Consider the following 23,129-nt stretch of genomic DNA (forward strand, 5'->3'; position numbering starts at 1 on the left):
TTCGCACCTTTCATCCCGAAACCGTCTGTGGTAAGAATAATCACATGGATTAAAATTGTTGTTTCCGTTGATGGGCAAAGCACAGCACGCCCATCACTATATTAATGAAAAGCATGCCGTCAGGACGACGCCGTGGACACAGCAAGCCCCATAGACCACCTCGCCGGAACGATCCGAACGGCCATCGACAGGCCCTGGCTGATCGACGCGGCCACAGGCCATTTCCTGGATTCCTCCTTTTCCATCCGCGATGGCCAGTCGCTTCTGAGGTTATCGGAAGCCTCTTTTGACGACGACCGGGAAACCCTGATCGACCTGATGCTGTCCCCCGACCCCGCCCTGCTCACAAACCTCGAACCCCTGCTGCTCGGACGGGTGTTCAGCGAAAACGACGAAAAGGCTCTGGCCCGGATGATCGGCACCCCCGAACTCACGGCGCGGATCGCCTTTCCCGAAAAGCCCGAATGCCTGATTTGCCCCGTCGGGGCCGAGGCCCTCGACCGATTCGTCAAAAAAATCCGCATCACCGTCTCCTTCCCCGAGCCGATGGTGGAGGCCCTGGCCGCAGCCCTGCCGGAACCGCTCCGTTCCATGGCCGCCTCCCTCCTCAGACAGTCCGGCCTCACCTTTCACCCCGAGGCGGTGTCTTTCTTTTCCATGTATTTTCCCGTGGCCGCCCGTGAGCCCGACGCATTGACGGACGAACTGACGCTGATTCTCGGCACCCTGTCGGACCGAAAACGTGAAGACATCCGCAGCCGGCTGATCGAACGGCACGACGACTGCCTGAAACGGCTCGATGAACTGCGGTTTGTTGACGAGATGCTGAAAAAAAACACCATGGAGGTCCTGATGCTTCAGGGCGTGCGCGTCCCCTCGATCTCACAGGAGACGATCGAAGCGCGGATCACGGTTCTGCGACGGCTCCTGTCCGCGATCTACGGGTGGACCGGCGAGGCGGAACCCGCCGTGACCCATCGGGATCTGGGACGCTGCACCGGGGAAAACGGCATCCTGAAAATAATCGATCTTCTGTCGTGATCGGGAAAACATCTTCATTTTTTCCCGAATTTCGATTAAGACAGGTCGCGTGAGCCCAACCAACTGCATATCAGGAAGGATAATACCGTGACACGACCCTACGAGGAAATCGATATCACCAAAGTCAGAACCTACTCGGCGGCGGACCGGGCGTCCAAGGTCACCACCAGCCTTGAAGCGCGGCCGGTGCGGGCGGGCATGAGCATGCGGGACTTTCTGGCCGGCCTGCCGTCCATCCTCAAGGCCGAGGATCTCAAACAGGTGGCCCGGGCCGTGGTCCGGGCCAGATCCCTGGGCAAACCCGTCATCGCCATGCTCGGCGGCCATGTGATCAAGACCGGATGCAGCCCGGTTCTTTCCGATCTTGCCCAAAACGGCCTGATCACCCATTTTGCCTCCAACGGCTCGGCCTGCATTCACGATACGGAACTGGCCCGATTCGGCCATACCTCGGAAGATGTGGCGGCCCAGCTTGAGGACGGCTCCTTCGGCATGGCCGCCGATACGGCAGCCCTGGTCAACGGGGCGGCACGCCGGTCGGCCATGGGCGCCGAAGGCTTCGGCGAGGCGGTCGGAGCCATGCTCATCGAGGAAAAAGCCCCCCATGTGAACCGCGCGCTCCTTTCCAGGGCTTACACCCTTGGCATCCCCTACACCCTGCACGTGGCCCTGGGCACCGACATCGTCCACCAGCACCCGGACGCGGACGGGGCGTCCATCGGCGCGGCGTCCCTCAGGGATTTCCGGATTTTCGCGGCCACGGTGTCCCATTTGGGCGGAGGCGGCGTGGTGCTCAACCTGGGCAGCGCCGTGGTCATGCCCGAGGTGTTTCTCAAGGCCCTGTCCCTTTCCAGGAACCTGGGGCACGACGTCAGCAGGTTCACCACGGCCAATTTCGACATGATCCAGCATTACCGCCCCCAGGTCAACGTGGTCCGGCGTCCGACCCTGTCCGGTGGGCGGGGCTATTCGATCACCGGACACCATGAAATCATGATCCCCCTTCTTGCGGCGGCCATTTACGAAGAAGCGGACAACCCCAACCCCTAACCGGAAAGAGCTTTGCCCATGAACCTTCAGCTTTTGACAGAACAACGCATTCTCGTGATCGGTGATGTGATGCTTGACCGCTATGTCTGGGGCGACGTGAACCGGATTTCTCCGGAGGCCCCGGTTCCCGTGGTACGGGTCGGCGACCGGACCGAGGTCATGGGAGGGGCCGGCAACGTGGCGGCCAACCTGGCCGGACTGGGCTGCACCGTGACCCTTCTGGGCGTCCGGGGCGGGGACGAGGCCGGCATCCGGCTCTCGGAACTCTGCCGCGAAAAAGGCATCGACCCTGTCCTGTTCACGATACGCAAACGGCCCACCACCACCAAGACACGGGTCATGGCCCGCAAGCAGCAGCTGTTCCGACTGGACGAGGAAGACGTAAAGACCCTGACCGACAAGGACAGGGAAACGATGCTGGCCGCATTCGAAGAACGCCTGCCTTCGGTCGACGCCGTGATCCTTTCCGACTACGGCAAAGGAATCATGCAGACGCCCGGTCTGTGCCGGGACCTGATCCGGCTGTGCAAAACCTACCGGGTTCCCTCGCTGGTGGACCCCAAGGGTCGGGACTGGGATCGCTACACCGGAGCCACCTGCATCACCCCGAACACCGCCGAACTGGAGGCGGTCAGCGAAACCCCCTTCGATCACGACGAAACCCTGCTGCTGGACGTTGTCACCCGAACCAAGAAAAAATACAAAGTCAAGTGCCTGGTCCTGACCCGGGGCGCCAAGGGCATGTGCGTGGCCGATTCCGACACCCCGCCCCTGTTCCTGCCCACCCAGGCCCGGGAAGTGTTCGACGTCTCCGGTGCGGGCGACACCGTCATCGCCACCCTGGCCGCCGCTGCGGCCGCCGGCCTGACCTTTGCCAAGGCGGCGGAACTGGCCAACACCGCCGCGGGCATCGTGGTGGCCAAGGTCGGCACCCAGCCCGTCAACCTGATGGAACTGGACCTGGCTCTCCGGGAAAAGGACCTGAAGGAGCAGAACAAGATCGAAGGCTACTACAAACTGGATTCGGCCATTGCCGCCCGGACCCGCATCGAGGCCTGGAAGGCCAAAAAGGAAACCGTGGTGTTCACCAACGGCTGTTTCGACCTGCTGCATCCCGGCCATGTGGATCTCCTGCACAAGGCCCGGGCCTTAGGCGACCGCCTGGTGGTGGGCCTGAACAGCGACCTGTCCGTTTCCCGTCTCAAGGGCGAGAAACGGCCCATCCTGGCCGAGCAGGACCGGGCCGCCATTTTGAGCGCCCTGTCCTGTGTGGATCTGGTGGTGATTTTTTCCGAAGACACGCCCCTGGCCCTTTTGGATATCCTGAGGCCCGACATCCTGGTCAAGGGGTCGGACTACACCCCCGAGCAGGTGGTGGGCAAGGATCTGGTGGAATCCTACGGAGGCAGGGTCTGCCTGGTTCCCCTGATCGAAGGCCACAGCACCACCGGCATCGAGCAGCGGATTATCGGGCGGCAAGACCCGCGCGATTGATGATCCGGTCGATCAGGTGCTCATCGTTTCCGGTCACGGCAAGGTCGATGCCGGCCACATAAAGGGAAAGGGGCAGGACGGCGGAGCCCAGGCGGGCGGCGTCCTTGTCCGTGGTCACGAAGGCGTGTGCCCCGCCGGCCGATGCACGGCGGGCAATCTCGGCAAGATCGTCGGCGCTGTAAGGGTGGTGGTCCGGAAAGGCCATACATCCCGCCACGGTGAATCCGAGGGCATCGAGGGATCGTTTGACGTCGTCGTTATTGGCAATGCCGGAAAAAGCGAAGACCGCCTCCGCCGGCGCCGAAACCGCAGAGGCCATGCGGGTCCGGTCGGCCGGGATGATGCCCCGCAGCACCGGGCGGTGACCGCAGGTGATGACCGGGGTACGAAGAACGGCAGACGGCAGGCCCAGGGCTTCAAGCCGGGCGTGAAAGGCGCGGACGGATTCAGCCGGGTCATCGGCCCGGGTCAGCACAAACAGATGGGCCCGTGCAAGGGCCGCAACGGGTTCGCGCAGGGGGCCCCGGGGCAGCGCAAAGCCGTTGCCGAAGGGTCGGCAGGCATCGAAAAGAACAATGTCCAGATCCCGGTGAAGCTTGCGGTGCTGGAATCCGTCATCAAGAAGAATCACGTCCGGTGAAAATCGGGCAAGGGCCTGGCGTCCCATCCGGCTTCGGTCCTTGCCCACCACCACCGGCACCCCCGGAAGGGCTGCGGCCATCATCAGCGGTTCATCCCCGGCCCAGGCCGCATCCATCAGCACCGTCTTTCCGTCGCTGACCACGCCGCCCTTGTCCGTAGCACGGCCCCCGTAACCCCGGCTGAGAATCAGGGGCCGAAACCCTCTTTCTTTCAGATGCCGGGCCAGAAGCATCGTCATGGGGGTCTTGCCGGTCCCCCCCACGGTAATGTTGCCGACGGATATCACCGGACAGGCCAGACGACGGACCGTCAGGGCGCCCTTATCGTAAAGACGGTTTTTCAAAGCCGCCGCAGCAGCAAGACCGCGGGACAGCCCGCGGCAACAGGGTTCCAGGGGAAAGGGCCCGGCCCCACCGTCGTCACGGATCAGGGTTTCGACGGCGTGTCTGAGATCGGTCACGGTTTTACTCCCACAGGTCCATTTCATCATCCGCTAAAAAACTAGGCCGACGGCAGGGATTCCAGTTCGAACATCTGGGCCAGGCGGGCCATTTCCACCTGCTCGCGCCACTGGTCGTCGGTCAGCTCATAGTGCGCGCATTCGGCCGGATCGGGTTGGCCGTACTTGACCTTGGCGTTCAGCTGCTCAAAGCTGTGGGTCGCATAGCAGTGCAGGGCAAAGGACTCGTCCGCAAGAAACATGGACGGAAATTCATAGGGATTTTCTTCGACGAGTTGTTTGAGCTCATCGGGCGTTTTGGCGGTAAGTTTCATGCTGTGTACCTCTCATGCTAATAAACAATTATTTGACGACAAACGCCACCTTGTCATAAAGGGGCTTGCCGCAGCCGGTCTTGTAAACCGTTGTTTCTACAACATGTCTCCCTTTTTGTAAAGTCCAGAGATAACGCCCGCCCAGGGTTTCTGCATGCGCCCGTCCGTCGATACGCCAGACAACCCGGTCCGTGTCCGCCACACCGCCGACAAGGAATTCAAAGGCTTCGTCGCCGTCGGGAATCCGGGGATCCATGGCCATCTCGAGGCCGCTGACCGGCTTGACGAACCCGAACCGGACCGGGGGCGTCTCGGACCGATCGCTTTTGGGCTCCGATCCCGGCTTAAACCATTCCCTGCGCGTGACGGTCCCGTCGCCGCTGCCCTGTCGTATCGTGACCTCCCGCAATGTCAGTCCGGGGCTCAAAAACAAGGGCCGGGTCTCGCCGAGGCGATTGAGTTCGGCAAACACCCCGCGCAACACCAGCGACGGTCCCGTAGACCCGGTGACCCCGTCCATGCAGCTCCCGTCAAAATTCCCCATCCAGACGCCTGCGGCGAAGCGATGGTTGTATCCCAGGGCCCAGGCATCGCGATAATCGCTGGACGTTCCTGTTTTGACGGCCGTCTGGACCGGGAAATTCAAGGGACTTGCGGCGCCGAATTCCAGATTGCGGGCCTGGGCGTCCGACAGAATGTCCCCGATCAGCGAGGCGGCTTCCTCGGAAAAGACCCGGCGCGAGACGGGCAAAGACCCGCCGTCGGCATAAAGCGTCAGCGGACGGAACTCGCCCCGGTTGGCCAGGGCCGCGTAGGCCTGCACCATCTGAAACAGGGACACTTCACCGCAGCCCAGGGCCAGGCCGTCGCCATAGAAATCCGGATGACGGTCCAGGCTGTCGAACCCCAGCAGGTGAAGCAAACGAAGGTAGGGTTCATGCCCGACAAAACGGATGGTTTTCACGGCCGGGATATTGAGGGAATTGCCCAGGGCCTGCCTCAGGCTGACCCATCCGTAAAAACTCCGGCTGTAATTGTGGTAGGTGTGAAGCCCGCGGCCCACGGCATTGGTGAGTGGCGCGTCATTGATTTCCCGGGCCGGGGACCAGCCCCGGTCCAGGGCCAGGGCATACAAGAACGGCTTCATCGACGAGCCGGGCTGGCGCAGTGCGGTGACCCCGTTGATGAACCGGCCGGACCGATGGTCCGCCCCGATACCGTCGGACACCCAGGCCAGAATCTCGGAGGTGCCGTGGTCGACCACCAGACAGGCGGCATTGGCCACATGCCTGTCCTCCAGGGATTTGAGGGTCGTGAAAACGAGGGCCTGAACACGGACCTGAAGGGGTCCGGACAGCGTGGTTCGGATCATGTCGGGTACCGGCCCCGTATCACGGGCCGGATCGGCCATGATAAACCGGGCCGCATGATCGGCGTCGATCGAAAGGCCCGGCCGTTCCAGATCAAACGTTCCGTTCCGGGCCTCTTCGAGCTGAGGGCCAGTGAGGAGGGAAGCCCGGTGAAGACCCACCGCCAGATCATGCAGGGGTTTCTCGATGGCCCCCGGATTCCGGTAGAGATCGTAGTAGGACGGAGCCCGCACCAGAACCGAAAGGGCCAGCCCTTCCTTCACGGTCAGGGTGTCCGGGCTCCGGTTGAAGTAATAGGCCGCCGCCTGCACGACTCCCCGCCGGTTTGAGGCAAAAGGAACCTGATTCAGGTAGAATTCCAGAATCGCGTCCTTGCTGTGCCGTTTTTCCAGGCCGGCGGCCTCGAACCCTTCGATCCACCGGGACCAGACGGTCCGGGGACGGGGATGGATCATGCGCACCACCTGCTCGGTGATGGTGCTGGCCCCGCGCACCGTGGACAGGGACAGAACATTCTGGACCAGAGCGTGGATCCGGGCGGCCCAGTCCACCCCGCCGTGACGGTAAAACCGTTTGTCTTCGGAAAAGACAAAGGCGTTTTTCAACGTGTCGGGAATATCGTGAAGCGGAAGACACGAGGCGGTGTTCCACCGGTTCGCGTAGGTCACCGTCAGGGGGCGGCCGTCCCGGTCGGTCAGCCGGGGCTTACGGACTTCGGTCAGAAGACCGGCCAGCGAATCGGGGCCCCGGCGGATATCCCGGACGGTCCTGACGGCGATGATCGACAGAACCGTCACAAGACAGATCAAAACGGCCGGGACGACCTTTTTCATCCGTGCGTTTATCATGGCTTCACGGGGTCTCAGCCACGGTCAGGCGTCCGGGAAGTCCGGTCCCGAACACATCGGCGTCATACATTTCACCGGCAAAGACCGGCAGCATCCTGAATTCCCCTTCGGCAACGGCCTGGGCCGTGTACGACAGATGATAGTTCCCGGCGGGCAGATAGTCCGAATAGAACCTTACGCTGTCATGACGCAGCTCCTTATGGTAGAAATTCCAGCGGGAGGCGTGGTAGGCCCTCCAGTCGGAGAAGGTGAACCAGAACGAACCCCCGGCCGCCTCGAAATCCCCCTTGTCCGCATCGAACCGTGAGGCGGTGGCCAGATCCCGGTTCACCGGTTCCAGTCCTCCGGGGACAGGATCATCGACCACCAGGAAATGCCGGGCCGACGGCAGGGAGACAAACAGATCCACCCGGACCAGTTCCCCCCGCCCGATGCGGGCGTCCTTTCCGAGAAGCGTCCATGAACCGTTTTTCTCCACACTGATTTCCCGGCGGATGTCCACACCGGCGTTTTTCCGTTCTGCCGCCTCGTCCACCGTGGCGAAGGAAAGACGCGGCGAATAGTAAAGCCGCCCGGTCCCCTCCCGGGAAACAGTCAGGAGCGCTTCTTTTCCGATATCGTCTCCGGTCAGGGGCCGGACAAAGGTTTCAGCCGGGTCCGTCACGTTTTCAAAGGCGGCCTTCCCGATCCTCACGTTGTCCACAAAGGCCTTGACCTCCATGCGGGGCGCCTCGGTTTCATAGACCCGGGCATAGTCGGCCAGGGCCTTCATGCAGAACAGGTTTTCCTGGGTGTTTTCCCAGTGGTCCCGGTTGCCCCGGGTCTGGGTCAGGGCCCGGACCAGCCGGAAGGGAATATCCCCAACCTTTTCCCGACCCCGGGCTCGCTCCCCGAACACGGTGAGGGCCGAGAGAATCGCCGCGTTGTCTCTCAGCGGCGTGGCCAGCATCCGGAGATAGCCGTCGTCTTTCTGTTCGGAAAACATGACCTTGCCGCCGGTCTGATCGGCCTGGGCCAGAATCATCGTGCAGGCGCTGACGGCCAGATGGTCCGCATCCTTTGTGTTCAACGCCGCCTGCATGAACATGGCCTTTCCGAACAGGCTCATGCGGGGAAGATGGGACGCATACCGTTCCAGATCCCGGACGGTCAACCCCTGATCGGCGGACAGGGCGCAGAGGGAGACGGCCCTCACGACGGCGGCCATGCCCCGGGAATAAAAGTCCGGCAGAATCTCCCGCTTGAGCATGTCGTTCAGATACCCGTGCAGGCGGGTCTCAACCGTCTCCGGAACCGCGTACCCGGCCTGTTTCAGCCAGTTGAAACACAGGGCCGTGAAGGCGGACAGATAGGGATCGCCGTAGGCGTCCTCGGGCAGGTAAAAGGCCATGGCCCCCGAGGGCGTCTGGAAATCGGCCGCCTGATCCAGTGTTTCGGTCACAAGGTCTTCGGCCCCGTCCCAGGAAAGGGTTGCGGGCAGATAGGGGCGGAGTTCGCGATAATACGCCGCCGCCGTCGCACGGCTGAGTTTCTGTTCCCAGCAGGAATAGGGATAGTGCTGCATGTAGGCAAAGGCGCCCGACAGATGACCCAGGACCGTGGGCGATACGGTGAGGGACAGGCTGCCCGTCCCGGGTTCGATACGATCGGGAACCCGGATCGGTTCCTCGACGGCGTCTTCGGTGGTGGTGCCCCAGGCGGCCGCCGTTTCCAGATGACGCCTCGGTTTCACCGGCACGTGATGCACCAGCCCGTCGCCGTCTTTCCTGTCCCGGGCCGTGGCCGTAAAGGTCAAAGTTCCGGGCTCGCCGGCCGTGACCGGGAGGAAAACGGTTTTCCGTTCAAAGGGCGGGCAGGTCATCTTCTGGCTGAGTTCGGCCGGAGAGGCCTCAGGATCAAGGGACCCCTCGACGCGGACCGCAACCGACAGGGTCCGGGGCTTGTCTGTCCGGTTCATCACGGTGAATCCGGCTTTGAACCGGTCACCGGAGGTCACCTGGTTGGGCATCACGGGTCTTAATTCCGTGGGCTTGTTGACCTTGAACCCTTCGTCGCCCAGACCCATCCGGTCCGTGGGCGTAACGGCCATGACAAACACCCGCCAGCCGGTGAGGTTGTCCGGCGCGGTAAAGTCAAACACCGCTTTCCCCTCGTCATCGGTTTCAAGGGACGGGTTCCAGTAGCTCACGTAGTCAAACACCGAGCGCATGCTGATGGCCGCCCCGCCGTCACCGCCCGGACTGGCGCCTTTTTTTTCGAATTTCCGGATACCGATCAGTTGGCTGATCAGGCTGTAGTTCATCAGATCCAGACCGTCCACGCTGTTGAATCCGGCGTAGGGGTCAAAATGATTTCGTCCGGCGGCAATCAGATCGAACACCGCCTCATCGAGAACCGCCACCGCCAGCTCCAGTTTTTCCGGGTCGCCGTCCCTGGGATGCACCACCTGGGCCCTGACGGCCACCGACACCCGGTCTCCGGGCCGGTAGACCGCTTTGTCCGGGGTGACATCCACCCGAACGGCCTTGTAGGGATCGTTGACTGTGGTGGCCACATAGCCGGTTCGAAACGCGGGTTTGCCCAGATCCGCCTGACCGTCGTCCGGGGCCGCCTCGACCCGGGGCGACACCACGGTCACCGAGAGAAAGAAGCCCGGCAGGGCATCCTCGGTCACCGGGATCTCGATAAGCGGTGTGCCGCTCTCCAGCACACGGGTCCAGTGTTTCAGGACGCCGTACCGTTCCATGGTGATCAGGGCCAGGGCCCCCGGCCAGGGATTCTTGACCAGGTACCGGGCCGTATCCCCCACCTTGAAATCCACCTGTTCGGGAATGATGTCAAGGCTGTATCCCTCCGGTTCTTCCCAGAGCACCCGGCCGGGTCCGATGACCCAGGTCCGGTATTCGGTGCTGTGGCTGAGGCCTTTGGCATCCTTGATCTCGGCGGTTACCCGGTAGACACCGCTGTGGTCGGGCGTGAAGGTATGGACGCCGCCCTCTTTCGACGACGTGATGCGGGCCCTGTCCACCTGATCCCATTCGTGGGTGTAATGGGTCAGGTAGGCGTTGCCCGCCCCCTTGACCCGGGACGCCCGGGTCACCTGTCGTTCAACGCGAAGGTCGATGGGGACGCCCGGTTCGGGAACGCCCAGCCGGTTGACCACGACAGACCTGATCCGTACCGGTTTGTCCTGTTCATGCACCCATTTTTCAGCGGTCAGCCCCACCAGCCGGGTCCTGCCCCAATAATCGGCCCGGCTCATGGACGCCACGGACTTTCCGCGATCGTCACGCACCTGGCTTTCCACCTGGAGACGGCCGTAAACCACATCCAACGCGTCCAGAGTAAAGCGGGCCGTCAGATCACCCTTCCCGTCCAGGGTTTTCTGATCGTCGAACACGGTCTTGGCGGACAGGGTCCCGGCCTGGGTATCGAAATAAAACTCTTTGGCAACGGGATGATCCGACTGAAAGGACCTTGCCTCCAGACGGGCGGTGATCCGGGCTGCGGCGTCGGCATAGGGCCCTCCGGCGTGAAGCCGGGCCAGCACCGTCACATCCACGGCGTCGCCGTTCGTAAACGAGTCTCCTGACAGTTCGCTGCTGACCCTGAACGGCGACGGGGTGAAATCGCTGACCAGAACCTCCATGGGCATCCAGGTGTCCCCGGTGAAATCAGCGGACAGCTCGAAGCGATACCAGCCCACGGCCCCGGTTTTCGGAATCGTCAGCTCACCGTCAACGGCGCCGAATTCGGACAGCCTGATCGGCTTGCGTTCGAGCACGGACTTGCCCATGGGATCGGTGACGGTCAGGGCATACTCGCCCGGCGGAGGGCTGGTCAGGCTCCTGTTGTCCTGGTTGCGCACATAGATTTTGTACCGGATGGTGTCACCTGCCCGGTAGACCCCCTGGGCCGTGGTGCCCCAGGCCCTGATGTGACCGTAACGGGGGTATTGCCCCGACGACACCGAATAATTCGACACGCGGTAGGTATCCACCTCGAAATCGGGCGCCAGGGGGAGCAGGGCCATCCTGTCGTTTTGGACGACCCGGATCATCATGCGATCGCCGTCGTCCAGGCGCCATCCCCAGCGGTTCAGGGTCATCGAAGGATCCAGGGTTTCATTGCCCGGAAGCACGGCCGTGCCGTCGTCCCCGGTCACGGCCCCGGCCAGAAGGGTCTCCCCTTCGCCGGGACGGTCGATCCGGCCGGTCACCAGACTGATCGCCGCATCAGGGACCGGCTCGCCCGTGGAAAGGTCCGTCACCCAGACCAGGGTATTGAAATGACCGATTTTGGCAAAGACCTGGAAGGGCGTGACCTGGACGAAGAAACCGGTTTCTCCCTCGTGCTTCCTGACCTCGGGCCGGCTGCCCAGGGTGCCGAAAACGGTGCCGGATTTTCCGTTCAGAAGTTCACGGATGCCCAACGGATAAAAGTAGGCCACATCGCGGACCGGAGGAATGGTCCGAGTCGTCGTGTTGTGATCCGTCCGCCCGTCCGCGGTCATCGTCCGGTAGTCCATCGTGATGCGGTCCATATTGGTGACCACAATCGGCAGGTCCGTGGGCACCGCATCTTCGAGGACGCCCACCCGATGCACCAGTTCGTAGTCCGGTTTGCGGTGATCGGTGAACAGCGTCAGGCCGATGGGATGCTTGAGCGTCCGGCCGAACTCGTCCTTGATCCCAAAGACGTTTTCCGCCAGATGGTAGGCCTGATCGGCCTGAAGAAGTTCGGGCAGTCTCACGTGATAGTGTTGTCCCTTACGATGGGGGGCGGACAGCCGGGAATAGGAATAGACCCCGGCCCAGGGATCGTAATCGGTTCGTCCTCCGGCCAGATCGGGAACGACGCTCAGACCGTCTCTGACCGCTTCGGGAATGACCGGTGCGGTGAAGACCAGGTAGACCGAGGACAGGGGGTCGGCCTTGATCGCGGCGGCCTTCTTCCCTCCCTCGGCCGGAACGAGAACGCTCTCATCCCGGTCGTGAACCCGGCACTCCACCCCGACGAACCGGAATTCCGGAAAGGTGTCGAACCGGACAAGAACCCGCTCTTCCACCCCGGTCTCCGGCCCCAGTGCCGACACCAGACCCGGGGTGCTCCACAATTCGACGGAGCCGTCCTCGGGCAGGGGCGTCACGGGTTCGATCAGCCAGGTTCTGCGGGCCTCCTGCTCCCCGGACATCAGCGGCGGTTCGGTGTCGTCGGGGTCCGGAAATGCCCGAAGGCCGGTGTGTCTGTCCATGGTTTTCCCATGCCTCAGATCACAGCGTCTTTCAACCGATGCCCCCGTCACCGGCTGGTTGAAGGTCAGCCGGATCACCGGGTGGCCCGGCGCGTTCCAGGTCATGAAATGATAGTACGACAGGGCGGGACGCAGGGTGGTAAACCGGTGGACGACGGGCGAGGAAAGGGCCTTGCCGCCGGGGTCCAGCAGACCCGTTCCCACCGTCACCGTGTACACGGTCGAAGGTTTCAGGGCATGATCCCCGTCCAGTTGGCAGGCCAGGGCACTGGTGTTCAGCCAGCGCCACTGCCCCCCGGGATCAGGGCTGACGGTCACGGGGATCTCGCTCGCCTCCCGTTCCATCCGCCCCAGGGGCACCACAGTCTGATTGAACTGGATCACAATCTGCCGGGCAGGCGGGACATCATCTCCTTCCGGCGTGATCCGGCTGATTTCAAGGACGTCTTTATTTGCAAACGAGGCCGAATCAAAGGCCCCATGGCCGAGGGATGTCATGAAAAGCACACCGATCAGTGAAAAAAACAGATATCGTCGTTTCATGGAAGGCTTCCTTTCCGGTGACCGCGATGATGTCGGGCATGATGACTGGACAATCAGAAATGGTTTATTCTGCCACGATTCCGGCACCATTGCAACCGGGCATTGACAAGATCTCCGGCCTGTGTGACAAATAGCTTATCTTAAATCACGAGGTGCTGACGATGATATTAAAGGATACCCAACCATGACCGACCTCTGGGACATCAAAAAGCTTCTCGAAACATCCGGGTATTACTGGAAAACATGCACCCTTCACACCGGCGTCCGGCTGGATGTCTTTACCCTGATCGGAGATACGCCCAAGGATGCGGCCGCAATCTGCCGGGATCTTGACGGAGACCTGCGGGCCGTGACCACCCTGCTCAACGCCCTCTGCGCCATGGGCCTTCTTTCCAAACGCGGGGACGTCTACGCCAACACGCAGGAATCCCTGCGCTATCTGTCGAAAGGCTCCTCTTCTTACATCGGATACATCATCCTGCATCATCAGCAGCTGGTCGATTCATGGAACCGTATGGGCGACGCGGTGCTCACGGGAAAACCCACCCGCCTCCGGGTTTCCCACGCCGGTGAGGAGGAACGGGAAAATTTTTTGATGGGCATGTTCAACCTGGCCATGGGCATGGCTCCGGCCCTGGCCGAGGCCCTCGACCTTTCCGGTTGTTCACGCCTGTTGGACTTCGGGGGCGGTCCCGGAACCTTTGCCGTTCATTTCTGTCTGGCCAACCCTCAGCTCCGGGCCACGGTCTTCGACCTGCCCACCACCCGGCATTTCGCTGAAAAAACCATTGCAAGGTTCGGTCTGTCGGACCGCATTGATTTTGTGGAAGGCAGTTTTCTCGATAAAAACCAGCTGGATCAGTACGCCTACGACGCGGCCTGGCTGTCCCATGTGCTCCACGGCGAGGGCCCCGACCAGGCCGAGGCGGTCATCGCCCATGCCGCAACGGCCCTGAGACCGGGGGGACGGCTTTATATTCATGAATTCATCCTTGACGACACCCTGGCCTCGCCCCTCCAGCCGGCCCTGTTCTCGCTGAACATGCTGGTGGGAACCGAAGCCGGACGCGCCTATTCGGAAGGGCAGATCCGTGACATGATGAAGAGGCAGGGGCTGACCGACATACGGCGGATGGACTACACGGGCCCCAGCGGCTCGGGGATTGTGTGGGGGATCAGGGTATAACCGACGGATTGAAGCGGCCGAGACGCGACGCCGTTTACTTTATGGGAAAAAGATCACAGCGCGTACCGGGAACCGCATGGTCCCCTTCCTCGAACTTGAAGGTCACGCAGGTCACATCCTCGACGGACAAAAGACTGAACAGGACGGCGTTCATGTAACTTTCAGCGCCGAAGGAGCCCAGGCGGCGGGTCAGCAAATCGTCGTCACTGACCCCGACCAGAACCGTCCCCTCTTCCCGGCCGAGAAAAATCACCTCGGGCAGACGGCTTTTCACAAACCGCCGGTTGAGCTCCTCGATGATCTCGGGCACGCCGCCTGCCGTCAGGGGTTTGACGAAAAACGGGTAGACCTGATCATGGACATACCAGATCCCCGGGCCAAAACGCGCCACCATTTTCTTCGCCCAGGCCGTCAGCTCCTGATGGCGGTCGGCCAGACGACGGTTCTCGGCAAACAGGGCGTCCCGCTGCCGCTCCATATCATCACGGGCCGCCTGAAGCGCTTCCTTTTCGGCCCTCAAGACCGCCTCGGGCGAATCAATCTCTTCGGACCGGCCGCACCCCGACATCAGAACGCATGCAAGCACACAGACAAGAAGGTTTGAAATCATTCGCAGATGTATCATATGGCCATCGGGTTCTTTCGACCCGGAACGACGACCGGGTCCGGGCCCTCTCCCGGCCCATCAAACAAAACAGGATACTGTCAAGGCCAAGGAGAGAATGGGGAAAGCCTTAATCAGTATCCTGTATAAAATTCAGAATATGGTGCACATTAAATGATTTTTTACATCTTTGCAAGCGCAAAATCACTTTGCACTTCACCTTTCAGAACATGGCGCCGAAACACCTGGCGCATCTTGTTCGCGTCCATGTACTGATAGGCGATGGGCTCCTGCCCCTCGATCTCCACCGTCACGTTGGGCTCACTGCTGCACATGCCCAGACAGCCCGCCGCCATCACGTGAATATCCTGACGGTTGGCCTCTTTCATTTCCTCCATCAGGGCGTCCATCACATCACGGGCTCCCGAGGCGATGCCGCAGGTTCCCATGTGAACCGTCACGCGGATTTTCGCTTTGCCGTCTCTCAACGACATGTCCTTTGATACTTTTTCCTTGATGTTTTTCAGATCACTCACGCTCAATTTGGCCATCGTATCCTCCGTTAACGTTTTCCCGTTCCGAAATGGGAATGAAGCCGGTCCGGCCGGTTTTCAAGGTCCCGGACAGTCAGTGTGAATCGTTCAACAGGTCCAGTTGTTCGCCAATCGCATGTCTGAGGTGTTGAAGCACAGCGGGTTCGGAAAGCGGGACCCCTTCGAGTTCAACCCTGATTTCGCGTGTATCGAATTCAAATGATTTGCCATCATACAGATGTGTGTATTCAATGTCAATTTCCGGATAACCCGCCAGCAGAGAAATCAGGGTTCCTCCCATGTCGCCCAGGGGCGCCCGGTCAATGTGGTCATGCTCGAACACGGCCCGCACCCGCGTGCCCTCACCGGGTTTGGACTCAATCTGGAAACTGCCGCCGCAGCGTTCCGCAGCCGCCTTGAACAACGAGAGCCCAAGGCCCACACGACGGGTCGTCCGGGTGGTCACAAAGGGATCGGTGATGTCGGCAAGCATGTCGGGAGGGATGCCCCGGCCGTCGTCTGCAATCTCGATCTCGAGGCGATTCGCCGGGAGATCTTCCAGCACACGGATGCGGATCAGTCGGGCGTCGGCGGTAATGCCGTTTTCCGCCAGATCCATGATGTGAAGCGACAGCTCCTTCATACGGCTCCCTTCCGTGGCCGGACAATCATGCGCCCCGACCGTCCCGCCAACGCCAGACGAATTTCGGCCACCGTGGGTTCGGCGATCAGAAATCGGGTGGACACCCGGCCGATCTCATCGATAAAATGCGCATCCGACGAGGTGATGCAGGGCAGCGCCGCGTCCGGCAAAAAAAACCGGCAGGCCGCCTCGGGCGACGTCCGGAAGGACACTTCCACGGCGTCCAGACAAAGATCCGGCGGGATGAACCCCAGCTGGCTGGGAATGCTGTAGGCGGCCTTGTCCACATGGGCCGCCACCGCCAGCCCCCCTTCGGCATGAATGCGGTCGACCAGACTGTTCAGGTCCAGGGTCGTGGCCCCGATCAGCAGCCGGGGGTTCTGATCGACGACCTCGTCCTCGGCATTGGCCACCACCTGATAGCCGAACACGTCCGGCTGATTGTCGCCCGTGAGGTGATCATAGACAACGGCCTGCATGGCCAGTGCCTGCTCCAGCCGGTCGAACAGAGCCAGGACATGGGCCTCCTCCCGGGAGCAGATCTCCATGCCGGGCAGAACCGAAATACCCAGGACCCGGCCGCACTCCATGGCGGCAACGGTGTTCTCCGCACTGTTGTGATCGGTGACGGCAATGATATCAAGTTTGCGGCGGGCACTGGTTTCCACCACGGCCCGGGGCGTCATGTCCCAGTCTCCGCAGGGGGACAGGCAGGTATGAATATGAAGATCGGCCCGATAGACGGCAAGGGGCGTGTCCGTTGCCGGGCCGGCCGGACCGTCACAGAGCGGCATAAATCAGGCCGGACAGCTCAAAGGCCGAGCCGGGATAGGTCATCACGGGAATGTTTTCCGCATTGGCCTTGGCCAGCGTTTCCGGAGACGGGACCCCGCCGCCGGTGACGATGATCCCCGCCATTTCCCGAAGGACGGCCACGGCCACGATGTTCTGATGGGCCTGGACCGTCAGCCACACACAGCCCATGCCCGCGTTGCCCATCACCTCGCTGAGCAGATCGCCGCAATATCCGCCCGTCACGGTTCGATCAAGACCGGCGTCACCGGCCGCCACCGTCAGATTGAATCTGTCCACCAGTTCCCGTACGTTCATGGCGCCTCACTTCAGATTACGATTTGATAATTCGGAGGATCTCTTCATCCCGGGTCCCCCGGATGGCCAGATAGACGCATTCATGGGGGAAGGCCTCTCCGCGAAGAATATCCTCGGCAAAGGTCCGACAGTCCGGCGATCCGCAGGCACCGCAGTCCTTGCCGTCGATGATGCCCACGATCTTCTCGATCTTCTCAAGCTCTTCGAATGAAAACGGTTTTTCCTGCCTGCCTCCCAGACGCTTGAGATCCTGGGGGCTGATTTTCGGAAAGAACCAGTTGCTGTCATAGAGCCTCAGCACCCTTTCCCGGTTGAGCCGGGTCCCCACGCCCAGGGTCTTGGCCATCTTGAGCGCGGCGCTTTTGGCCATGTATTTGTCGATGGCGTTGAGAGCACCGCCGATGCAGCCCTCCCGACAGGTCCGGAATTCAATGTATTCGATGTCCTTGAACAGGCCCATTTCAATTTTTTCGAGGTAGGTGATGGTTTCGTTCAGGCCCGCCACCGCCAGGATCTTGTCAAGCCCCGTGGCCTCGGCTTCGCCGCCGGACAGACTCCACAGAAGACCGCCGCCCGAGGTGCACTGTTCGTATTCGTAACCGGCCTGGGCAAAGGGAATCTTGTCGCTCTTTTCAATGTTCTTGATCTGCCGGAACAGCTCCCCGTAAATATCGTTGATGCCCAGGGCTCCGGTGGAATGAAGCCGCCCCTGATCCAGTTCCTTTTTCGGCACCCCTTTTTTGCTGGGACAGGGATTGATGTAATAAAGAAGAATTTTGTCGTCGCTGATGCCGTAATGGTGCTTGAACAGGCTCATCACATCCCTGGCCATCAGGGCCACCGGCCGCATGATGGGGTGGACATGGGGCAAAAGGCTGGGAAACCGGCAGACTATCAGCCGGAGCACCACCGGGCAGACCGGAGAAATCAGGGGCCAGGGGGACTCGCCGGTTTTCCGGTTCCGGGAGATGTATTCGGCGGTGGCCCACTGAAACATCTCGAAATAATAGGACATGTCCACCGCATGGGTAAAACCCATGTTTTTCAGACCCAGCAGGATATCCTTGGGCAGGACGCCGGGGAACTGGGCGTACAGCACCGGAGAAACGAGGGCGATGGTGATCCTGTCGCTGTTCAGGGAATCGAGTTCCGACGTCGAGGCCGTGATGGCTCCGGTTTCACAGATCCGTATGCATTCCCCGCAGCCGATACACTTGGCGTGCTTGATGACGGCCTTGTTGTTTTTGACCCGGATGGCCCGGGTCGGACACCGCTTGATGCAATGGGCACAGCCCGTACACAGATCCGGTTCCAGATGGACAAAACTGTGGGCCGGGAGGGTTGAATCATCGGTCATGAGGCTACCTTATTATAAAAAACCATTTTTACATGGGTCCCCCGGCCGTTTTCCGAGGTCACCACCAGTTCGTCGGAATTCTTCTTCATGTTGGGGAGACCCATGCCGGCGCCGAATCCCATTTCCCGATATTCCTCCCTGGCCGTGGAATACCCTTCCTGCATGGCCAGCTCCACATCGGCGATGCCCGGACCGTGATCGATCACATCCACGACGACCTTGTCCTCACCGACATCCACGGACAATTCGCCGTCGCCGCCGTGCATGACGAGGTTCATCTCCGCCTCGTAGCCGCAGATCGCGATCCGCCGGATCAAATCCGGATGATAATTCAGGGATTTCAAAAGATTTTTCACGTGGATGGACGCTTCACCGGCGTGAATGAAATCATTTTTCGCCACATGATAGGCCTTTTGGATCGATGCCATAACAGAATACCTGAAACCGTAATTGATACAAAGCCGCTGACCCGGCTTATGAAATGCATCATTATGACATGAATGGATGCATGGATCAAACGATTAATCCCCTACGGCGGTGCGGGATTCTATCGGTTGCCGTTCACGCCGGTCATGCCCTGTTCATACAGGCGACCGCAGGCCACAAACATCGACAGGGGAGACAGAAGAAGCGGGATGCCTTCGATCCGTGCCAGTTCCACCACATCGATACCGGGTTTTTTGTTCCGGACGAAAACAATGGCCCCGGCCCCGGCCACCGACGCGGTTCGAACGGTCTGAACCGTCACCAGGCCGGTCAGAAAAATGCTGCCTTCGGCAAAATGCGACAGCACGTCACTCATCAGGTCGCTTCCCCTGCAAAAATGGAACTCGCGGTCTTTCTGTTCTTCACCCGTCAGAAAGACGGAGTCGAGAACGGAGGCTATCGAGGATAGATTCATGGGCGCAACATCCCTTTTTTCGTCCGGTATCGTATTGGAATTGGGTTTCGGGAAACATGTGATGATGTGTTTTTATAGGATTTTTCATCGCCCCTGTCAACACGTGGATCATCCTGACAATCGCATCGGTGTTTCCTGATTCATGTTTTTCGCTATCGGAATCGTCGTCCATACCCGCGTCGCTCGACTGCGATCCCGATTCCCACAGAGAAAGCATGCCCATGCGGCCGGCTCATGCCCTGTCCGCGTACGGTCACCTTCACGGTAAGGGCCGGCGCGGATGCACCGTGGAAGAGAAATCAATTCATTGACATTTACCCGTTATTATGGAATTTTAGCCATGTAAATTCAGGGCCGGTTTTATGTTGTTTCGCGCCGTGATTTCTTTTTTCATTACTCCAATTATTTCAGCCGTTTAATGACCTCAGCATTCGAAGCCATCTTTCGGCTGTCCGTTTTACCGGCATACCGCCCCGGCGTCATCGGGTCCGGATTACCGGTTGAACCATCATTCGGATCATCGTCCTGCGGAGGGGATGTTTGTCTTCCGTAAGACATCAACCACAGGAGAAAGCACTATGAGCTGCACCGTTCACCCCAGTCATCCTGATGTCACCGATGAAATGTGGAATCGAATCGACGCCGTCATCGACGAGCACAAACAGATCCCCGGATCGGTCATCGGGGTTTTGCGCATGAGCCAGGACATCGTCGGCTACCTGCCGGTGCCGGTGATCGACCACGTCGCCCACGGCATGAACCTGCCTCCGAGCCAGGTGTTCGGCGTGGCCACGTTCTACTCGCTTTTCTCACTGAAACCCAAAGGACGGCACATCATCAAGGCATGCACCGGGACGGCCTGCTATGTCAAGGGCATCAAGGAAGTGATGAGCCACATTGCCAACAAATACGGCATCAGGGAAGGGGACACCACCACCGACCGGCGTTTTTCACTCGAAGGGGTTCGATGTCTCGGCGCCTGCGGTCTCGCCCCGGTCATGATCGTCAGCGACGACATTCACGGCAACCTCAAGCCCGATGAAGTGGTAAACATTCTTGAAGAATACAAATAACGATCCTCGATAATGACGGCCATATCCGTTTGATCCTGAAACACAGGCCAAAAACGACAGGCAGGAGAATCTCATGAGTAAAAACCGATTACAGCTGATGTTATGTGGTGGAACCGGATGCCATTCCACGGGAAGCAAAAAGTTTGAGGACGCGTTGAGACAGGAACTTGAAGCCAAAGGCCTTGCCGAGGAAATCAAGATCGTTGAAACCGGATGCAACGGATTCTGCGCCGTGGGACCTGTGATGCTCGTTCAGCCCGAAGGGGTCTTTTACCAGAAACTCAAGGTCGAGGACGTCCCCCATCTGGTCGAAGAGCACTTCCTCAAGGGCCGCCCGGTGAAAAAGCTTCTGTACGTCGAGCAGGGTTCCAAGGAAAGCATCCCCAACATGAACGACATTCCCTTTTTCTCCAACCAGATCTACCGGGCCATGAAGAACAAGGGCGCCATCGACCCCGAAGTCATTGACGAATACATTGCCCGCGACGGCTACTTCGCGGCCGCCAAGGCCCTCAACGACATGACGCCCCAGCAGATTATCGACGAGGTGAAAACCTCGCAGATCAGGGGCCGTGGCGGGGCGGGGTTCCCCACCGGCATGAAATGGTCGTTCGCCGCCGCAAGCCCCGGCGATGAAAAATACGTTCTGTGCAACGCCGACGAAGGCGATCCCGGCGCCTTCATGGACCGCAGCCTTCTTGAAAGCGATCCCCATGCCATTCTCGAAGGCATGATCATCGCCGCCAAAGCCATCAATGCCCGCCAGGGGTACATCTACTGCCGAACCGAATACCAGCTGGCCATCCGCCGCCTTGAAATCGCCATCAGACAGGCCAAGGAATACGGGCTTCTCGGAGACAACATCCTGAACTCCGGATTCACGTTCAACATCGACATTTATCAGGGTGCAGGCGCCTTTGTCTGCGGGGAGGAAACGGCCCTGATGCGCTCCATCGAAGGCAAACGGGGCATGCCCCGTCCCCGCCCGCCCTTCCCCGCCCTCAAGGGGCTCTGGGACAAACCCACCATCCTGAACAACGTGGAAACCCTGGCCAACATCCCCCAGATCATTTTAAACGGCGGCGAGTGGTATGCAAGCATCGGAACGGAAAAAAGCAAGGGGACCAAGGTATTCGCCCTGTCCGGCGACGTGAACAACATCGGCCTGGTGGAGGTCCCCATGGGCCTGCCCATCCGCAAACTGATCTACGATATCGGCGGCGGCATCCCCGGCGGCAAGAAGTTCAAGGCCGTTCAGCTGGGCGGTCCCTCCGGCGGCTGTGTGCCCGAGCACAAGCTCGACACGCCCATCGATTACGAGGAAATCGCCAAGGTCGGCGCCATCATGGGGTCCGGCGGCGCCATCGTCATGGATGAAAACACCTGCATGGTGGACATGGCCCGGTTCTTCATGGATTTCATCCAGGAGGAATCCTGCGGAAAATGCACGCCCTGCCGTGAGGGCACCCGTCGCATGCTCGAACTTCTGGAAAAAATCTGTGACGGACACGGTGAGGACGGCGATATCGAGACCCTGGAAGCACTGTCGGCCGTGATCAGCCAGTCGGCCCTCTGCGGACTGGGGCAGACGGCGGCCAATCCGGTCCTGTCGACCTTACGTTTTTTCCGGGATGAATACGAGGCCCATATCAAAGACAAGGTCTGCCCGGCCAAACGCTGCATCGCCCTGCTCAAATTCGAAGTGGATCCTGCGGCCTGTAAAAAGTGCGGCCTCTGCTTCAAGGCCTGTCCGGCCGGCGCCATCACCTGGAAGAAAAAGGAAGTGGCGGTCATCGACAAGGAAAAATGCGTCAAATGCATGAGCTGTTTCGACAAATGCAAGTTCAACGCCATTTTCTAAACGAGAAGGAGCATTATATACCATGGCTACGAAAAACATCATCGTCATTGATGGCCGGGAACTGCTTTTCGAACCGGGCGAGACCATCCTGTCCGTGGCCCGGCGCAACAACATCGACATCCCGACCCTGTGCCACCTGAAAGGGACGACGCCCACAGGCGCCTGCCGCATCTGCGTGGTGGAAATCGACGGTGCGAGAAGCCTCATGACCTCGTGCACTGTTCCCGCTGCCCCCAACATGGTGGTCCGGACCGAATCCCCCCTGGTGATCCAGTCGCGGCGCATGATCATCGAGTTGATGCTCTCGTCGGGCAACCATGAAGACTGCCTGGTCTGTCCGGCCTCGGGCACCTGCACGCTACAGGAACTGGCGTACCGGTACAAGGTCAAAAACGGCCGGTTCACAAAAACAAAGACCCGATACACACTCGAAGCCGTGAACCCCTTTATCATGAGGGACTTTTCCAAATGCCTGCTCTGCGGCCGGTGCGTCCAGGCCTGCCGGGATGTCCAGGTCAACAACGCCATCGATTTCGGATATCGGGGGGCGGAGACCAAGATCATCGCCAAGGGCGATCTGGCCCTGAAGGATAGCGACTGCGTGTTCTGCGGCGAATGTGTTCAGGTCTGTCCCGTGGGGGCCCTGGTTCCCAAAGACGCCTACAAGAAGCCGCGCCTCGGCGAAACAACGGTTGTAAAGAGCACCTGCACCTACTGCGGCGTCGGGTGTCAGATCGATCTGCATACCCGGAACAACACGGTGCAGCACATCACCGGCCACGAATCGACGGGTCCGAATTACGGCAGCCTCTGCGTCAAAGGCCGATACGGATTTGACTTCATCA

General features: G+C 60.3%; 19 protein-coding genes. 7 read left to right on the top strand and 12 right to left on the bottom strand.

Features of this window, described 5'->3' with window-relative positions; translation table 11 throughout:
- Positions 1 to 132 precede the first annotated feature (132 nt).
- The 3 genes from ACYQ11_RS13535 (at position 133) to hldE (ending at position 3,585) form a co-directional block, all read left to right on the top strand.
- Entirely contained in the window at positions 133 to 1,041 is a 909-nt protein-coding gene (locus ACYQ11_RS13535; RefSeq protein WP_459924331.1) for a hypothetical protein, read from the top strand.
- An 87-nt stretch (positions 1,042 to 1,128) separates the two neighbouring features.
- Positions 1,129 to 2,091, top strand: a complete 963-nt coding sequence (locus ACYQ11_RS13540; RefSeq protein ID WP_459924332.1) for a GSU2086 family protein — start codon at positions 1,129 to 1,131, stop codon at positions 2,089 to 2,091.
- Between the two features lie 18 nt (positions 2,092 to 2,109).
- The gene (gene hldE / locus ACYQ11_RS13545) at positions 2,110 to 3,585 is read left to right on the top strand and encodes a bifunctional D-glycero-beta-D-manno-heptose-7-phosphate kinase/D-glycero-beta-D-manno-heptose 1-phosphate adenylyltransferase HldE (protein WP_459924333.1); all 1,476 of its coding nucleotides are present in this window, start codon (positions 2,110 to 2,112) and stop codon (positions 3,583 to 3,585) included.
- On the opposite strand, the gene lpxK is transcribed toward hldE, so the two are convergent.
- The 4 genes from lpxK to ACYQ11_RS13565 are packed head-to-tail and all read right to left on the bottom strand — an operon-like array spanning position 3,557 to position 13,016.
- Positions 3,557 to 4,687, bottom strand: coding sequence for a tetraacyldisaccharide 4'-kinase (gene lpxK, locus ACYQ11_RS13550; protein ID WP_459924334.1), 1,131 nt, complete (start codon positions 4,685 to 4,687; stop codon positions 3,557 to 3,559). The two genes, hldE and lpxK, sit on opposite strands and share 29 nt — an antisense overlap.
- Before the next feature lie 41 nt (positions 4,688 to 4,728).
- On the bottom strand, positions 4,729 to 5,001 hold the full coding sequence (locus tag ACYQ11_RS13555) for a hypothetical protein (protein ID WP_459924335.1): 273 nt from the start codon (positions 4,999 to 5,001) through the stop codon (positions 4,729 to 4,731).
- A 28-nt stretch (positions 5,002 to 5,029) separates the two neighbouring features.
- Positions 5,030 to 7,204 carry a transglycosylase domain-containing protein gene (locus tag ACYQ11_RS13560; protein ID WP_459924336.1) on the bottom strand — a complete coding sequence of 725 codons (2,175 nt, stop codon included), beginning with the start codon at positions 7,202 to 7,204 and terminating at the stop codon, positions 5,030 to 5,032.
- 19 nt (positions 7,205 to 7,223) lie between these two features.
- Positions 7,224 to 13,016, bottom strand: a complete 5,793-nt coding sequence (locus ACYQ11_RS13565) for an alpha-2-macroglobulin family protein (RefSeq protein WP_459924337.1) — start codon at positions 13,014 to 13,016, stop codon at positions 7,224 to 7,226.
- Between the two features lie 184 nt (positions 13,017 to 13,200).
- Here ACYQ11_RS13565 and ACYQ11_RS13570 point away from each other — a divergent pair, with 184 nt between their 5' ends.
- Positions 13,201 to 14,202 (top strand): methyltransferase, encoded by a 1,002-nt coding sequence (locus tag ACYQ11_RS13570; protein ID WP_459924338.1) that lies wholly within the window; start codon positions 13,201 to 13,203, stop codon positions 14,200 to 14,202.
- 34 nt (positions 14,203 to 14,236) lie between these two features.
- Here ACYQ11_RS13570 and ACYQ11_RS13575 read toward each other — a convergent pair whose 3' ends face one another.
- From ACYQ11_RS13575 to ACYQ11_RS13610, 8 genes are all read right to left on the bottom strand, one after another.
- Positions 14,237 to 14,827 (bottom strand): hypothetical protein, encoded by a 591-nt coding sequence (locus ACYQ11_RS13575; protein WP_459924339.1) that lies wholly within the window; start codon positions 14,825 to 14,827, stop codon positions 14,237 to 14,239.
- A 161-nt stretch (positions 14,828 to 14,988) separates the two neighbouring features.
- Complete coding sequence (locus ACYQ11_RS13580) at positions 14,989 to 15,357, bottom strand: (2Fe-2S) ferredoxin domain-containing protein (protein WP_459924340.1); 369 nt, start codon at positions 15,355 to 15,357, stop codon at positions 14,989 to 14,991.
- A gap of 76 nt (positions 15,358 to 15,433) precedes the next feature.
- On the bottom strand, positions 15,434 to 15,982 hold the full coding sequence (locus ACYQ11_RS13585) for an ATP-binding protein (RefSeq protein WP_459924341.1): 549 nt from the start codon (positions 15,980 to 15,982) through the stop codon (positions 15,434 to 15,436).
- On the bottom strand, positions 15,979 to 16,776 hold the full coding sequence (locus tag ACYQ11_RS13590) for a PHP domain-containing protein (protein ID WP_459924342.1): 798 nt from the start codon (positions 16,774 to 16,776) through the stop codon (positions 15,979 to 15,981). The genes ACYQ11_RS13585 and ACYQ11_RS13590 overlap by 4 nt, the downstream gene beginning before the upstream one ends.
- Complete coding sequence (locus tag ACYQ11_RS13595) at positions 16,763 to 17,092, bottom strand: DRTGG domain-containing protein (RefSeq protein WP_459924343.1); 330 nt, start codon at positions 17,090 to 17,092, stop codon at positions 16,763 to 16,765. Before ACYQ11_RS13595 ends, ACYQ11_RS13590 begins: the two co-directional genes overlap by 14 nt.
- Positions 17,093 to 17,108: 16 nt before the next feature.
- Positions 17,109 to 18,449, bottom strand: a complete 1,341-nt coding sequence (locus tag ACYQ11_RS13600) for a [Fe-Fe] hydrogenase large subunit C-terminal domain-containing protein (protein ID WP_459924344.1) — start codon at positions 18,447 to 18,449, stop codon at positions 17,109 to 17,111.
- The gene (locus ACYQ11_RS13605) at positions 18,446 to 18,877 is read right to left on the bottom strand and encodes an ATP-binding protein (RefSeq protein ID WP_459924345.1); all 432 of its coding nucleotides are present in this window, start codon (positions 18,875 to 18,877) and stop codon (positions 18,446 to 18,448) included. The genes ACYQ11_RS13600 and ACYQ11_RS13605 overlap by 4 nt, the downstream gene beginning before the upstream one ends.
- A 119-nt stretch (positions 18,878 to 18,996) precedes the next feature.
- Positions 18,997 to 19,350 carry a hypothetical protein gene (locus ACYQ11_RS13610; RefSeq protein ID WP_459924346.1) on the bottom strand — a complete coding sequence of 118 codons (354 nt, stop codon included), beginning with the start codon at positions 19,348 to 19,350 and terminating at the stop codon, positions 18,997 to 18,999.
- A gap of 578 nt (positions 19,351 to 19,928) precedes the next feature.
- Here ACYQ11_RS13610 and nuoE point away from each other — a divergent pair.
- From nuoE to ACYQ11_RS13625, 3 genes are all read left to right on the top strand, one after another.
- Positions 19,929 to 20,423, top strand: a complete 495-nt coding sequence (nuoE, locus tag ACYQ11_RS13615; RefSeq protein WP_459924347.1) for an NADH-quinone oxidoreductase subunit NuoE — start codon at positions 19,929 to 19,931, stop codon at positions 20,421 to 20,423.
- Positions 20,424 to 20,496: 73 nt separating this feature from the next.
- Positions 20,497 to 22,284 (top strand): NADH-quinone oxidoreductase subunit NuoF, encoded by a 1,788-nt coding sequence (gene nuoF, locus ACYQ11_RS13620; protein ID WP_459924348.1) that lies wholly within the window; start codon positions 20,497 to 20,499, stop codon positions 22,282 to 22,284.
- A gap of 22 nt (positions 22,285 to 22,306) precedes the next feature.
- On the top strand, positions 22,307 to 23,129 hold an 823-nt coding region (locus ACYQ11_RS13625), incomplete at its 3' end, for a 2Fe-2S iron-sulfur cluster-binding protein (protein WP_459924349.1).

It is taken from the genome of Desulfatiferula olefinivorans (genome assembly GCF_054657895.1).